This is a genomic window from Domibacillus sp. 8LH, from assembly GCF_038806185.1.
Classification (GTDB): Bacteria; Bacillota; Bacilli; order Bacillales; family Domibacillaceae; genus Domibacillus; species Domibacillus indicus_A.
In genome coordinates this window covers 1-15,351 of the sequence record NZ_JAVJNG010000044.1, presented here as the reverse complement: position 1 = coordinate 15,351, position 15,351 = coordinate 1, and the positions used below count along the sequence as shown (strand labels likewise).

Here is a 15,351-nt window from a genome sequence, read left to right as displayed (position 1 = left end):
ACAGCTAATCACTTGCAAGGCTTTATTAATGGCATAGCAGAAAGCGTTGATACGCCATATATTCCAACAGGATTTAATAAGCTGGATGAGGTATTAGACGGTGGATTATACGAGGGGTTATACATTGTGGGGGCTATATCGTCGTTAGGAAAAACAACGCTTGTTACTCAAATAGGAGACCAAGTGGCTGCTTCTGGAACAGACGTTTTAATATTCAGTTTAGAAATGGCCAGGACTGAAATAATGGCAAAAAGTATTTCCCGCTTAACTTTGATTAACACACTAGAAAACAAGGGGAATATAGCGCACGCTAAAACGGCTAGAGGAATTACAACAGGAAAGAGGTATGCCAATTATAGCGTTGAAGAAAGAAGGTTAATTGTTGATTCGATTAACAATTATAAATCGTATGCAGAACGGATTTATATTGTAGAAGGCATAGGGGACATAGGGGTACAGGAAGTAAGGGAAACTGTTAAGCAGCATATTGAATTAACAGGCAATCTGCCGTTAGTTATTGTCGATTATGTTCAATTATTGGCGCCATACAATGAGCGGGCGACAGACAAGCAAAACACGGATAAGGCAATACTTGAATTAAAGCGGATTAGTCGAGATTATAAAATACCCGTTTTCGGTATATCGTCATTCAATAGACAGAATTACAACCAGTCTGTCAGCATGGAAGCATTTAAAGAAAGCGGTGCTATTGAGTATTCCAGCGATGTTCTTATAGGTTTACAGGCAAAAGGGGCAGGAGAGAGCGGTTTTGATGTGAATAAGGCCAAGCAGAAAAACCCAAGGGAAATAGAATTAAAAATCTTGAAAAACCGCAACGGGCGTACAGGCGATGTTGTTGCTTATGAGTACTACACGCTATTTAACTATTTCAAAGAGGGCGGTAGCCGCAGCCATAACAATTCTGAACGGGGAACGGCAAGCCCAAAGGTAAGATAAAAAACTGTAGCAGTGCCCGGAGGATGATCGGGTAGCAACTAAAGGAGGGCAAGTATATGGACGATAGTTTGGATTTTTCTAGCTTAGAAGCCATAGGAAGCCGAAATAACATTGTTGAAAACAAAAATAATAATAAACTACCTGAAGCCGCGAAAAAGGCTGAAAACGTCCAATACGGCACTTATACGGATGAAAGCGAAAATGGGCTAAAAAAATTGAGTAAACTACAGGCATTGAATGACCAAGTAACGAGCGCTTACAAACGTCAGCAGGATATTAAAAGAATTAGCACGGCAGCCAGAGTAGACATTATAAAAAGCGTGCAGGCGGGAGAGAATCCGTATAGGCTGCTGCTAAAAGCCGTGGAATGTATTAGCACTATTACGGGTGACAGCGCCTTTTATATGCAAATTAAAACAGATTTAGAAGCCATACACGGGAAAGGCTTAGAAAATCCTGATATGTTGGAATTTGAGAAAAAAGAGTTAGAGGAACGATTAAAAAGACTGGAAGCGGCGAAGACAAATACAACCAGTGAAGCGGATCAGAAGAGGATTAATACAGCTATCAGTGAACATAAGCGGCGTATACAGTTTATACACACATAACACACATTCATTATATACACACAATACACATAAAACATATATGCATTATATACACATGTACAGCGTTCTATTAATCGGTTAGTAAAATTTGATTTAGGGGTGTTCAAGTTTGGTATTTGATATGACGGATTTCAACAGTACGGTTAAATCACTAGCGGAATTTTTGGACTTACCTGAAGTAAAAATTGTAGATTTCATTTTAGAAAACACTGATGCAGATGTAATGGACTTTTTGGAAGCATTTAAAATAGAGGATGAAAAGCTCTTAGAAAAGGATACTGTAGAATTGGTGAGCTTACACAGTACCGCCAGCATTGATGATTGCCAGTCAATTAAAGAAAAAGGGATCATTAACCTGCAAAATGCGGTAACACAAGAAACTCCATTAAAAGCTTACTTAAAAAAGAAGGGTATCCAGGTTAACATAGGGGAAAAGTACATTTTGTTTAAAGGGAAGAAATTCGATATAAGCGAGAAAACTAAAGGCTTTTCTACAAGAGACGAAGATAGATATAAAGATAGTGTCATTCACAAATTTTATGGTGACTTTCAGGTGAATGGCTTTTTATACAACGAAAATGTCATTGAATACGGCGGCGATACAAAGAATAGACCAGAGATACTTTTTGATTTAGCGAAATTTTTAAAGGATGATACGATTGAATTGGATTGGAAGAACGATAAAAACAAGAAACACTATATCCTTAAATTTAAGCAGCCTCTGAACTATCATGCTTGGTTTACATTCCCCGGTGAGTATGAGGATAGTGATTACGGAGTTACAGAAGACAATATAGAATACTTACCTGATGATGAAATAGAAGTAAAAGTAAAGAAATGGGTAATCAACAGATCGTTGGATGTCCTAAAAGGTCACGCATATGAAGTTTTCTCTTATGTAAATCCACTATTAAAAATTAAACCAGATGACATTATGGAGTATATGACAGAAGAAGAATACCTCGATAAATATAATATTGCTAGTGACTAAAGAAAGTGGTGAAATCATCATGACTAAATTATTTATTAAAGGAAAATCAGGTATAGAACAACTTTCTCTTTCTGGTATGAAAGGAGAAATTTCAATTAAATTAGATTTCAAATTCCCGAAACCTTTTATGACGTATGCTATCTGGAACATAAAAGAAGTGGCCGGGTTCGATGAAAAACACCTTGAGTTCTATGGTCCGGTTCAGATACCTCCACGTGAAAAAGGATTATATGTTTTATACGATAAAAACGACATTGTTTTGTATGTAGGAATTAATAACGAGGGTAAGTCGAGTTCTTTAAATTCCCGTTTGTATGATCATCTCGACGACCCTAGATTTAAAGATTGTATCTATCGGATTGATATATATTTAATTGACGAACAAGAAGAAAGGGAAACAATGGAATTCTTACTTATTAATACATTGCTCCCTATTTTCAATAAGCAGAAGGCTCTTTATAAATCCAAAGAAGAAGAGTATGTTAAGAATCCTTGTATATATATTGAAAATAAACTTTCAGATTTTGAACAGGAAGCAAAATCATTTAATGTATCTCCTGTCTACTTTTTAATACAGCATTATTGGAATATAAAATATGAAGGCCGGTCAGCATCAAATGACATTTGGAATTGGATACAACGATATAGAGAAGATTGGATAAATTACATAGCAAAAGAAAATGAAATCAGTCAAATTGATGTACTTAATCAGGCTTATAGATATCTAAACTTAGTAAACTATCCTGGTGAAGAAGATAATGTTCCGTTTGAAGAATTAGAAAATAATATATTTAGTAATTATACAGGGTGGTTAAGACCCGATGATGAGAATTAAACTCTTTGATAACAAAGTAATTTGAGTTGCTATTTATCTATTCTTAATACTTATTGAATATTGAAATAACGCGTGCTTTATTTTAACAAGATAACCCAAAAAGTTAAATTCACATTTTTCTGGCTAGACCCCTAAGAAAAAATACTTTATAGAAAAGTCGATTCCTTAAAAATGGAAGTCGACTTTTTTTAATTGTAGAAATAAATGAACTGCGTGTATAATGTATCATATAAACAATATACACATAAAACACAATATAAAGAGGGGCTAAGCATGAATGAGCTTATACCAAGCGAACAACCAAACCAATTACCGCAACAGGAAAAGCAAATAACACCGGATATGTACCAGCAGTTTATACATTATGTGGACGCTATGCCAAACACAGTTAAAACGTACACAAGAGCATTAAAACAATTTTTTAAATATCTCTATGAAAATGGAATACAACAGCCGCAAAGATCCGAGGTACTAGCTTTTAGAGATTATTTGAAAGACACAGGCAAAAAAGCCAGTACAGTGCAAAGTTATATTGTGGCAGTGAGATTGTTTTTTCAATGGACGGCACAACAAGGCTATTATCCCAATATTGCAGATAAGATCAAAGGGGCATCTGTCAGCAAAGGACATAAAAAAGATTATTTAACCACAGGTCAAATACAGGACATTTTAAACAGCATTGAAAGAGATACGTTAAAGGGCTTAAGAGACTATGCCATATTAGCGCTAATGGTTACTTGTGGATTGCGGACGATAGAAGTAAGTAGGGCAAATATAGAGGATTTACGGAATGTGGGAGACACTTCAGCGCTTTATATTCAAGGAAAAGGTAGAGAGGATAAAACAGAGTATGTGAAATTAGCCCCCCCCGTGGAAAAAGCAATACGAAATTATCTAAAGGCTGCACAGGCGAGTAATCCGACACAGCCGCTCTTTACAAGCACAAGCAATAATAATAAAGGAAAGCGGCTTACTACCCGCAGTATTAGCAGCATTGTAAAGGAGCGAATGAAAAAAGCCGGATACGACAGCGACAGGCTAACGGCTCACAGTTTGCGCCATACAGCAGGAACATTGAATTTAATGAATGGCGGAACGCTGGAAGAAACACAGCAGCTATTAAGACACAGCAATATTAATACTACAATGGTGTACTTACATCATTTAGAGAGAGCCAACAACCAAAGTGAGCAGCGTATTGCAGGAGCAATATTTAAGTAAACATAATATACACATAATAAACATTAAACACCATATACAGGGAGGGCACGCAATGGGGGACAATGTGAAAGTAATCGCGATAGCCAATCAAAAGGGCGGAGTCGGCAAAAGTACAACGGCGCACGCCTTAGCCAATGGGTTAAAAGCCAAAGGTTATAGCGTTTTATGTATCGACCTAGATGCACAAGGTAATCTTACTTACGCTATGGGATTAGAGCCGAACGGAGCGACGGCCTATGAGTTGCTAACCAAAAAAGCGGGACTTCCCGAAGTGATTTACAAAACAGATCAAACGGATACTATCCCTGCTAGCGATCAATTAGCAGGCTTAGATATGGAGTTGACCAAGACCGGGAAGGAATTCCGTTTGAAAGAAGCGATCAGCGGCTTAGGCAATCAGTACGAATATATTGTAATAGATACGCCACCAACGTTATCTATCCTTACTGTGAACGCCTTAACCGCTGCTCATACAGTTATTGTACCAACGCAAGCGGATATATTCAGCCTGCAAGGAATTGGACAACTATACGCTACTATTGACGCCGTTCAAACATATACAAACCCAGGCTTATATATAAACGGCATATTGATTACAAGACACAATTGGCGGACGGTTTTAAGCAGAGATATTGCCGAAATGATAAAGGAAACTGCAGAACAATTAAAAACCAGTGTCTATAAAGCGAAAATACGAGAAGGCGTAGCCATTAAGGAAGCGCAAGCAAGCCAGCAAGATGTATTCACTTACGCCAAGAGAGCAAAGGCAGTAAAGGATTTAAGTAACTTTGTGGACGAAGTAATAGAAAGAATTGACAAAAGGAGCTAAAAACAATGAGCAAAAAAAATTTTAAAGTAAACAATCCGGCGGCAAGATTTATAAATACAGATCAGACGCAACAAACAGATAATACACATAATAAACCTGATTCAGAAAGTACAGAAACAAAAAGCAAGCGGCTGAATTTGTTAGTAACGCCTAGTCTTCATGTAAATTTAAAAAAAGTAGCAACCATGGAAGAAACCAGTGTGAATGATTTAATAAATCGTGTGTTAAATGAATACGTGGAAGATAAAAACGATCTAATCGAAAAGTATAACCAAGTTATGAAAAAATATTGACCCAAACATTAGTTTAAACATTAGTCTAAACATTAGCGGATAACAGCCGCTTAATTGAATGATATGGGCTATTTATCTTAACTTCCGTAAATTATCATTAGCAGAAGTTAAACATGAATAAATGTACGTTGTCATGAAAGGAAGGTGACAGCTTATGAAATCACAGGATTTAAAATTGCGCTTTATCGAATTACGGGCAGACGGCAAAAGTTATGTGTATATCGCCAAAGAATTAGATATTGCCAAAGGGACATGCAGCAAGTGGGAAACGGAGCTAAAAGAACAGATTAGTGAATTGAAAAAAGAGCGTTTAAAAGAACTGTATGACACCTACTACATGACAAGGGAAGCTCGAATAAAAAAGTTAGGCGGCACGTTACAGCGGATTGACGAAGCCTTAACCCGTAAAGACCTGGAGGAAGCGACGCCAGAAAAGCTGTTGGAATTAAAGTTAAAGTACGAGGACGCCTTGAAAAGCGAGTACATCGACTTGCAACCGCCAAACAAAGTACAAGGCAGTATAGATACACAATTCATTCTTAACCTGTTTAATGATCTGCTGAATAGAATCAGAGCGGGCGAAGTGACAGCAAAACAGGCAAGCAAAGAAAATGTCACGTTAATGAACATGCTAAAAGCCTATGAACAGTATGAATTGAAAGAGAAAATCGAAGCCTTAGAAAGTGTTATTGGAGGACGTTAAACATGGCAAGATCAATTAAACAATTATTGAAAGGCAAGGAATTAACAGGCGAAGAAGTCGGGCGGCTGATGATTAAAGACTTACTTGCCATGCACGATGAATTTAGAAAAAGCAAAAACCAGACAGAATACAAAGGGCTGTTTACGGACGCAGAACGCCAGAAACTCGTGGACAGTATCCCAAACAACAGGCATGATATAACCGTTTATCAGTCATACAGACAGCTTCATACATTAATCGCAGATACAATGGTACAAGTTCATGCTTTTTTACAAGAATATGAAGCAAATGCATGGCGCTTGATGTTTATTGTCAGTGAGTACTACCACATTGTAATGAACCAGGAACATAAAAGCCGCTTGCCTAAAATTGTGACAAAAAAACAATATGACGACTTATACGAAGCGGAAAAAGCGAAACTTGATAAACAGATTCATTCAATGGAATTTATCATTTTTGACACGTTGAACTATTACTTAAAGAAGTACAAACAGGGAAAACGCACAAAATACAACAAATATTTTACCGCAGCAAAAAAGCAAAAAATCACTAACCGCCGCATACTTGCTAACTATTGGCCAAAAGACGAAGGTGGGTATTTTCTTTTTCCAGACGGTAAGCGTTCCTGTGATATGACACTTGAAGAACACCAAAGAGAGTTAAAGAAATATCCGCCTTATTCTCTATTTAAACAAAGCGAAGGCGAAGAAGTAAGTTCAGAAGTATATTTACACAATCGATATATTGGTCACGAATACGCAGATGTAGAATCACCAGTAAAATGGGTAGAGGATCTTTCAGCCCCAGCAGACGCTACAAAGTTTGAGGTATTGGAATATGCAGATGGTTTCTATATGAGCGCTGAAACCGATTCAAAAGAAACATTAAAAGAATTTAAAGCGGATTACCCAGAGTTATACAATGAAATTGTAAAAGAAATTACCAACTACAAAGGGATGGAATCTACAAAAGACATTAAAGAAACAGACTACACGAACGACGATATTGGCATACCTCTAAAAACATTAGTAAAGAGCAAGTTCCTTGATTACGAAAAGCGTTATGACCGAATTCACATAAATGGCTATGGTAGCGGTATTGCCGTACTGCAAGATGATGTTGTCTCCTTCGGTGCAAAAACCGATAACAAAGGTTATTACGTGAATGAGCCGACGCTGCTGGAAAAAATGTTTTCGTTAGAAGAAATGGACGATGATCAAATATACAGCATTATTGCCACAAAAAGGGGCATTGTATCCCTAGTCAAAAGGATTAAGCAATACATTACTTTCTTAATTCTTATAGCTGAAATGATAGAAGTACCCGAATTGAAAAAGTTAGCTGAAAGCACAGTCATAGATATTAATATTGTTGTGTGGATCAATGACCGTTTAGAAAAGATAGTAGAAGACGCTCAGTCTTATAACGATGACGGAACCGTTAATTTAGAGAAAACCGATGAATTAAAACAGCGGATTAAAGATGTATTCTCAATTATAAAAATGAGCAATACAGAACCAGGCGAAGAAACCATAAAAAAAGCTAAACGCCATATGTTAGACGTAGAAAGCATTATCCAAAATGAAAAAACCGTTTTATCTATATTGGGCGGTGGCGATCATGAGCAATAGGAATGAACTAAGGGAATGGCCAAGCGTATTTAAAGAAACAAAAGGAAGCGCAGTCCCTAAAAAATCAAAGGTAAGTACCAACGAAGCCGCTCATATAGCCAGCATATTGCCAGAAAAATTCCTTATGAGCAATTCAAAATTGGCTAATGAATTGCCAAATGAGTTTATAGGAGAAGGCGAACAGCAAATAAAAGTCAGCAAACAGGGTGCAAAAGAAGTGAAAGTGTTTGCTACTTTGGATTACGACAACACTGCCTTAGATTTAAAAGGACGCTATCCCTTCACTCCTTTTGATATGTCCGTACATGACGCTGTTTCAACCCTGTGGGCGGCTGGAAATCAAGCCTTTACACCAGCTATGGTATATAGAGCTATGAATGGACTATCGGATAAAGAAAAAGTTTCCCCTGTGGCTGAAAAACGAGTAGCTGAAAGCATAGAAAAAAGCCGCAGCACCAAATTAACCATTGATTTCACAGAACAAGCTAAAGCTCATGGCGTTCCAATAGAAAAAACAAAAATGGACGATATGTTGTTGTCAGCTAGAAAACATACTGTGATTATGAATAATGTAGAATTGGAAGCCTATGTAATTAATTCATCACCGATCTTGTATGAATACTCTAAGGCAATTAATCAGATTGTTAAAATACCGATTGAAATGTTAAATACCAAGAAAGTGCTGAATAGTACACCGGAAGTTACAGTGTTGCGGCTATATCTGTTGAAACGTATTGAGATGATGAAAAACTCAAGCAACAACATCCACAAAAATAGAATTCAGTATGAAACGATTTATAAAAACATTGGTATTCACAATCCAAACAAGGATAAAACCAAAGCATTAAAAAAGCATATAAAAACCTTACTGGAATATTGGGAAGAGCAGAAGATCATAAAAAGCTTTAGTGAATACAAAGCAGGCCGGGTAGCCAAAGGTATAGAGATTATTTATTAAGGGTTAGCATCAGGAAAATGCGAATTTACAACGTTAAGTAAATTCTAACCAAAAAAGTTGAATTCTTTATCGTACAGGAATTCAACTTTTTTAGTTGTCTTGTTAAAGTAAAACAGCCCTTTTAAACAGGATCTGGCTAAATAGGTCGAAACGGAAAAACAAAAGCTAAAACAGCACATGTAGCTGATCTGGAAACATTTCAGGATGCCCACGATGTCGGACAGACGGCTGATGAGATTGCTGGGCGAGCCAAGAAAGATAAATTTGGGCGTGGTCAAAAAATCATTATATTATGTAATACTGTTACGTAATACTAAAAATATTACACAAAAATGAAGGTGTTACTTAATAATAAATATACTGCTTATTGTATTTAAGGCAATGTGTTAAAATTAACACATTATTAAACTGAAAAAGGGGCAAGCACAGCAAACATTGTTTAAAAGAAATATTTTATTCCTAGATACAGCTAATCCCTTGTTCTATAAGATTGTAAACATAGCATTTCACGAAAAAAACTGCTATGTTTACGGATAAAATTCCATACGTATTGCAATGAATTATCCTTAAATATGGAAGGAGTTAAATAAGAATGGAACCTAAAGGTAAATCTTTGACAGAAAACGAACAAAGCAATGAAGAAAATTCCATCCTTCCAAAAGAGTTAGGATCTAATAGCCCTTCATTCAGTGAAATTATTGAGCAAAAACGCAATAGACTAAAGATTGAAGATACACATAAAAGACAAACTTATTTTATCCGGCGGGATTTGATAAAGGAAATTGAGTACTTATCTAAGCAAGAGCCACGGGGGTTTAAAACAGATCTGGTTAACTATGCTATCGAAAAGTTGCTACGTGAAGAATTTAAAAAAAATTTATAAGTGACATAAAAAGTTAGGAGAAAAAATGCGACAACTCAATTTGTTTAATGAAAAAACAGACCCAAGTACAAGAGATTTTTACTCCATCTTAAAAGAAAGCTTAGGGCTAACTTTTGAGGGAAACTGGATAGAAGAATTTTCAGTAAAGCTAAGAGAAAAGCAAAAAACAAAGACTCAAACAATAAAAGTATTGAGCTTGTTTTCTGGTGGCGGCGGACTGGATATCGGGGTAGAAGATGCAGGATTTGAAATTGTTGAATCTGTTGAGATAGATAAACATTGTGCTGCTACCTTATCGGAAAATATTAAAGCAGGTATTTTAAATAAAAACTGCATAGTTAAGAGCTTAGATATAAGGGATTACGATCCTTCACACTTAATTGGAGAGGTTGATTTTATTATAGGAGGACCTCCCTGCCAGACTTTTTCTGCTGCTGGTCGTAGGGCATCTGGAGTTCTTGGAACAACAGATGACAGAGGAACTTTATTTGAAGAGTATGTAAGGATTTTGGAGGTGCTACAGCCAAAGGCCTTTTTATTTGAAAATGTATCAGGAATATTAGGAGCTGAAAAAGGAGAGTCTTGGAGAATGATCCAAGAAGCTTTTGCAGAGGTAGGATATAAATTGCATTTTAGAGTTCTAGATACCGCCGATTACGGTGTGCCACAGTTTAGGGAACGTCTAATAATAATTGGAACCAAAGACGGTATAGACTACCGCTTTCCACGTCCTACTCATGGTCCAGATTCAATTGCAGAATTACCGTTTTATTCTGCACAAGATGCGATTGAAGGTGCTTATTCAAGTAAAGATGAGATCGACCGCAAAATTAACGGTAAATATGGTCATCTTCTGGAGGAAGTACCACCTGGATTAAATTATAGTTTTTTCACTGAAAAAATGGGTCATCCTAATCCTATTTTTGCTTGGAGATCTAAGTTTTCTGATTTTTTATACAAAGCAGATCCATTGCTGCCTGTTCGTACGTTAAAAGCCCAAGGCGGCCAATACACTGGACCTTTTCATTGGGAAAATAGAGCCTTTTCAATTGGAGAACTGAAAAGACTACAGACTTTTCCTGATAACTATGTGTTTAGCGGCGGGCGAATGGCAGCTATCAAGCAGATTGGAAATTCAGTGCCGCCTCAGATAGCAAGAATTTTATCGTTAAGTGTTCTTAAACAAATTTTCAATGTAGACATACCATTTGAAATTGAAACGTTATCTCAAGATGAGCCATTAGGGTTTAAATCAAGAAAAAAGTTAAGAACAAAAATGTACGAAAAGATTGCCACGGAATACCTGGCATCTAGAAAAGTTGAAAGTAAAGATTTATCTAAAAAAAATATAATCGATGATCGATCTTACTCTGCAATCATCGATCTGAATAATTTTAAATGGCAAGAAGTTAGCGACGCTACTGATGTTGTAAATATAGAAGTAAAAAATGAAAACGATAGTCTAATGATTACTGCATTTGAAAAGAAACAGAAGAATGACTTTACGATTGAGTTAAAACCAACTTTAAAAGGATGGGATATTGGCTACAAATCCATTTTTCTAAAGGGAGGGGAACTAAACGAAAAGATCTTTCTGGCTGTTTGGAAGGCATTAGATCACGAACTAGCTTTAAATAAGGTTAAAGCTGATCTAGTTCAATTATGCGGATATTACCAGTACAAACCTAAATTCGCCTGTGAAATCTCTTACCCAAATGATAAAATTCAGAAGAAGTGGGAAATTGTTTCAAAAGTGGTAACTGGTGAAGGGATACCAAAATTGAAAAGTGTAAAGGATTTGGCAGAAGAGTGGGATGTTCAAGAAGAACTTGTTTTATCCTATGCCCAGTTTTTGAAAAGTATTGGATTCGAAATTAGAAATAAAAATACCAATCCACAAATACTTGCTGACCATTATTTGATCCCTTACAAATTTCCTACTTTAACCCCAGTGAGTGTCCAGCTACAAAAATCGTTAGGAGTTGAAGAGGTAATGGAATCCAAGCTTTCACAAGACAAGCCGGAGGGAACATCGCAGCAAATTGAACCGCACTTAATAGTTTATCCGGATAGAAGTATTTATAATTCAGGTCAAAGCCAGGTTGAATTTAAAGAAGGTGCGCAAAACGCAGAAACAAAAGAGCGTTATAATTTAATTCAAGCAAACTTAAAATCTGGGTATCTTGAAAAGCTAATAGAAGAGGTTAAGACAAATCCAGATGTAATAAATAACTTAACATTGAGCGATGAAGCTAAAGAACAAATAGAAAAAATTTCTTCTTACACAAGTGAGCAGGGAAGAGGACTAATAGGCGTACTAGTTGGTCAACTAGCCATTAAAGCTATTGCTCCCGTACAAGATATACGTCTTCATAAAGGAAATAATGCGTCTGTAAACTTCTCTTGGGTTGAAGGTGTATCAATGAGAACTATAAACACCGGACATGTAATCAGTGTTTTAAGAAGTCATGATTTACTCAAAGTGAATAATTTTGGAAGTATGATGACGAGAACATTCGCAGAAAACTATCCATATTCCCCTCTTTATAAAGCCACGATAAAGGGACCTAAAAAAGAATGGCTGATTTTGGTTGATATGATTCAAGAGGGTAAGGTCGATGCCTTAGCGGCACTCAAATACCTGCTGTCTCATCTTGCTAATAAGAGTGATGAATTCAATAGTAATTCTGAACAGGCGATTAAATTAACAAAAGAACTCCTAAAGAAACAATTCGAATTAGAAGATGCAGCAGATTTGGTAATTGAATACATGAATTCGACAAAATATGCACCGCGTGTTTTTGAGGTAGCATTGCATAGTCTCCTGCAGATATTGGATGAGCAAGAAAAGCTTCCAGGAGTGTTAAATCCTTTGTCACAAATGAGATCTGCCAATAAAAAGCATGGTAACATCGGAGACGTAGAGATCTCTCCACAAAGAGACAGCAACCTAATCATTGAAGCATGGGATGCAAAATACAAAAAGCCCTATTTGTTAGACGAACTGGAAGAGTTATCTGACAAATTGGAGGTACATGCAGAGACTGCATTAGCTGGGTTTGTAGTTGATTCTCCACCAATTATTGATGAAGATGTAAACTCAAGAAAAACAGAGCTTGAGGAACTTTACAATACTCACATTAAAATATTAAGCTTTAAAGAATGGGTGAACTTCAAAGCTGAAGATACTTCAATACCTGATTTAGCTGGGAAGTGGTTATTAGCCTTTGTAGAATCATTGTGTCAAAAAAGAAGAGAATATGCTCCGATTGACGAACCATGCAATGATTGGGTAAAGGATTTAATTGCTTTACTTGAAAAAAAATAAGAACAGTTTTTATACATTGAATTGATTTTTATTATTAGTAAAAATGAGCTGCCTTTAAGGTTGATAAACAACTTAATGAGTAGCTCATTTTTCAAATTTCAAAATATAAAAAAGGGTTTTGATGAAAGGTGAAGAATCATTCTCTTTGAAAACTCTCTATTTCAGAAAGAGAATACTGAACGTTTCTGCATCGCTCGAATGAATAAAATATACATATTTATTCTGCCGATTGACAAGATTGGCTCATGACAATCCCACTTATGTTACCTTCATCCTCTTTATATGAGTATATTTTTGCAATCTACAAACATTTCTTCTACAATAAAAATAAGGATGCTACTAACATCCCCGGTAACAACGCATAACAGAATGAAGACGGCAATTTGATGAGGTCGAAAAAATAACCCAGTCACAGAGCGCACACTCTGTATACAGGATGGGTTATTTTTTTTGTTTCTTCTTTGAAAAATGGCTTTTTTAGATTCGTAATGACGTATGCTTTCAATGGATGCGTAACAACTTTTTCTTGATAAATTAACAATAGTTTTCCCAAGGGGGTATTCCACAATCTGTTTAGTTTATTGAATAAAGATTGAAGCATACCTCATTAAGCGGTTCATACGCATGTAGCCGCTCTCTTTTATGCAAATTTTAAAAGATATATTCGTATATGCTATATGTGTATATTGTTTATTATGTTTAACATATCCCGGTCGTATAAGTCTCCCCTTTCGGTCGTATAAGTCTCCCCTTTCGGTCGTATAAGTCTCCCCTTTCGGTCGTATAAGTCTCCCCTTTAAAGCCTTTCAAAAAGTCCGTTGATCCTTAGAGCCATAAGAAGTTGGGCTACTTTCACAAAGGGGGTGTAAGTACTGTATGTAATGTAAGTACTTTATTGGCTTTGTCCCCCCGTTTTACAACGGGGGGCAAATCCTAAAAAATAAATAAAAAGATAACTAGAAGGATGTGCCGAAAGTGGTACAAAAATGAACGGCAGACGGAAAGGAGAGCGGCGAAATGGCGCTTAGAACAGGCGATAGAATACCCGTACCAGAGTTTCATAATATGCCAGGGGAATTGAAGCAGATGAATAGATGGCTCCTGTGGAAAGCTGTACCGAGAAAGGATAAGCCCAACGAAGCAACGAAAGTCCCTGTCAAAATTGATGGAAGCGATTTTTATGGCTGGAATACTCCGTCCAATCTGTACAATTTTTATGATGTGGAACAGGCATTTCAAACAGGACGTTTTGACGGTGTAGGCTTTGCTTTAGCTGAAACCGATCTTATTTGCATTGATTTAGATAACGACGTCAGTACAACCAATATATCAAGAGAATTAGAGGATTTAACCAATTTAGGCTATACAGAAATCAGCCCGAGCGGAAAAGGCTACCATGTATGGTTAAAAGGAATAAAGCCCGAGGGCATGGGAAAGAACGGATATACGGAAGCGGGCGAGAAGCTGGAAGTATTCGGCGGCAGCGGATGGGTAACGATGACGGGCCGTGTATATAATGACGCACCGATAGAATACGATCAGCAATTAATCAATGATTTATATAAATCTTATTTCAAAGAGCAGCAAAGCCAGCAAGCGAAGGAATGGAAGTCAGGCGCACCCTCTGTGGACATGACAGGGATGGATGGAGATATTTTAAAAGTGATGTTCAATTCAAGAAGCGGCAAGGAAATACGGGCGTTATGGAACGGCGATACATCTCCATACAACGGGGATGATTCCGCAGCGGATTTAGCTTTATGCGATCAATTAGCTTTTTACGCAAAAGGAGATCAAAAAACGATTGACCGTTTATTCAGACAGTCTGCTTTATACAGAAGTAAATGGGACGAGCGGCGAGGAAAAACGACTTATGGCGAAATGACGATAAATAAAGCTTTATTAGGGCGTAGTAACACCGATTTTTACAGCGGAAACTATGGCCTGTCTTCACCTAATGAATACGTAGCAAAGGACATCCCCCCGCTCAATCAGAAAAACCCAGAAGAATTAAAAACGGAATACTTACAGAACAGCACAGCTAATCACTTGCAAGGCTTTATTAATGGCATAGCAGAAAGCGTTGATACGCCATATATTCCAACAGGATTTAA

At 36.8% G+C, this 15,351-nt stretch carries 13 protein-coding genes; all 13 read left to right on the top strand.

All coding sequences use genetic code 11. The annotated features are described in order from the left end of the window. The coding region (locus RG959_RS23015; protein WP_342799143.1) for a DnaB-like helicase C-terminal domain-containing protein at positions 1-957 on the top strand (957 nt) is incomplete at its 5' end. A gap of 56 nt (positions 958-1,013) precedes the next feature. Next, on the top strand, positions 1,014-1,565 hold the full coding sequence (locus RG959_RS23010; protein WP_342799142.1) for a hypothetical protein: 552 nt from the start codon (positions 1,014-1,016) through the stop codon (positions 1,563-1,565). 109 nt (positions 1,566-1,674) lie between these two features. After that, positions 1,675-2,556 (top strand): hypothetical protein, encoded by an 882-nt coding sequence (locus tag RG959_RS23005; RefSeq protein WP_342799141.1) that lies wholly within the window; start codon positions 1,675-1,677, stop codon positions 2,554-2,556. A gap of 19 nt (positions 2,557-2,575) precedes the next feature. Then, complete coding sequence (locus RG959_RS23000) at positions 2,576-3,391, top strand: GIY-YIG nuclease family protein (RefSeq protein WP_342799140.1); 816 nt, start codon at positions 2,576-2,578, stop codon at positions 3,389-3,391. 273 nt (positions 3,392-3,664) lie between these two features. After that, on the top strand, positions 3,665-4,612 hold the full coding sequence (locus RG959_RS22995; RefSeq protein WP_342799139.1) for a tyrosine-type recombinase/integrase: 948 nt from the start codon (positions 3,665-3,667) through the stop codon (positions 4,610-4,612). 52 nt (positions 4,613-4,664) lie between these two features. Then, positions 4,665-5,441 (top strand): ParA family protein, encoded by a 777-nt coding sequence (locus RG959_RS22990; protein WP_342799138.1) that lies wholly within the window; start codon positions 4,665-4,667, stop codon positions 5,439-5,441. A gap of 5 nt (positions 5,442-5,446) precedes the next feature. Next, the gene (locus RG959_RS22985) at positions 5,447-5,734 is read left to right on the top strand and encodes a toxin-antitoxin system HicB family antitoxin (RefSeq protein ID WP_342799137.1); all 288 of its coding nucleotides are present in this window, start codon (positions 5,447-5,449) and stop codon (positions 5,732-5,734) included. Positions 5,735-5,888: 154 nt separating this feature from the next. Continuing rightward, positions 5,889-6,437: a hypothetical protein gene (locus tag RG959_RS22980; protein WP_342799136.1), complete on the top strand. Its 549-nt coding sequence runs from the start codon at positions 5,889-5,891 to the stop codon at positions 6,435-6,437. Positions 6,438-6,439: 2 nt separating this feature from the next. Then, entirely contained in the window at positions 6,440-8,068 is a 1,629-nt protein-coding gene (locus RG959_RS22975; protein ID WP_342799135.1) for a hypothetical protein, read from the top strand. Further along, positions 8,058-9,026 carry a hypothetical protein gene (locus RG959_RS22970; protein ID WP_342799134.1) on the top strand — a complete coding sequence of 323 codons (969 nt, stop codon included), beginning with the start codon at positions 8,058-8,060 and terminating at the stop codon, positions 9,024-9,026. The genes RG959_RS22975 and RG959_RS22970 overlap by 11 nt, the downstream gene beginning before the upstream one ends. 592 nt (positions 9,027-9,618) lie before the next feature. Then, on the top strand, positions 9,619-9,909 hold the full coding sequence (locus tag RG959_RS22965) for a hypothetical protein (RefSeq protein ID WP_342799133.1): 291 nt from the start codon (positions 9,619-9,621) through the stop codon (positions 9,907-9,909). 25 nt (positions 9,910-9,934) lie between these two features. After that, a complete protein-coding gene (locus RG959_RS22960) occupies positions 9,935-13,237 on the top strand; it encodes a DNA cytosine methyltransferase (protein ID WP_342799132.1) in 3,303 nt (1,100 codons plus the stop codon). Between the two features lie 1,017 nt (positions 13,238-14,254). Continuing rightward, the coding region (locus RG959_RS22955; RefSeq protein ID WP_483298920.1) for a phage NrS-1 polymerase family protein at positions 14,255-15,351 on the top strand (1,097 nt) is incomplete at its 3' end.

Bases quoted from the DNA above. Each gene is read 5' to 3' on its own strand.
- RG959_RS23010 (WP_342799142.1), top strand. From the start codon at position 1,014: ATGGACGATAGTTTGGATTTTTCTAGCTTAGAAGCCATAGGAAGCCGA.
- RG959_RS23000 (WP_342799140.1), top strand. From the start codon at position 2,576: ATGACTAAATTATTTATTAAAGGAAAATCAGGTATAGAACAACTTTCT.
- RG959_RS22995 (WP_342799139.1), top strand. From the start codon at position 3,665: ATGAATGAGCTTATACCAAGCGAACAACCAAACCAATTACCGCAACAG.
- RG959_RS22990 (WP_342799138.1), top strand. From the start codon at position 4,665: ATGGGGGACAATGTGAAAGTAATCGCGATAGCCAATCAAAAGGGCGGA.
- RG959_RS22985 (WP_342799137.1), top strand. From the start codon at position 5,447: ATGAGCAAAAAAAATTTTAAAGTAAACAATCCGGCGGCAAGATTTATA.
- RG959_RS22980 (WP_342799136.1), top strand. From the start codon at position 5,889: ATGAAATCACAGGATTTAAAATTGCGCTTTATCGAATTACGGGCAGAC.
- RG959_RS22975 (WP_342799135.1), top strand. From the start codon at position 6,440: ATGGCAAGATCAATTAAACAATTATTGAAAGGCAAGGAATTAACAGGC.
- RG959_RS22970 (WP_342799134.1), top strand. From the start codon at position 8,058: ATGAGCAATAGGAATGAACTAAGGGAATGGCCAAGCGTATTTAAAGAA.
- RG959_RS22965 (WP_342799133.1), top strand. From the start codon at position 9,619: ATGGAACCTAAAGGTAAATCTTTGACAGAAAACGAACAAAGCAATGAA.
- RG959_RS22960 (WP_342799132.1), top strand. From the start codon at position 9,935: ATGCGACAACTCAATTTGTTTAATGAAAAAACAGACCCAAGTACAAGA.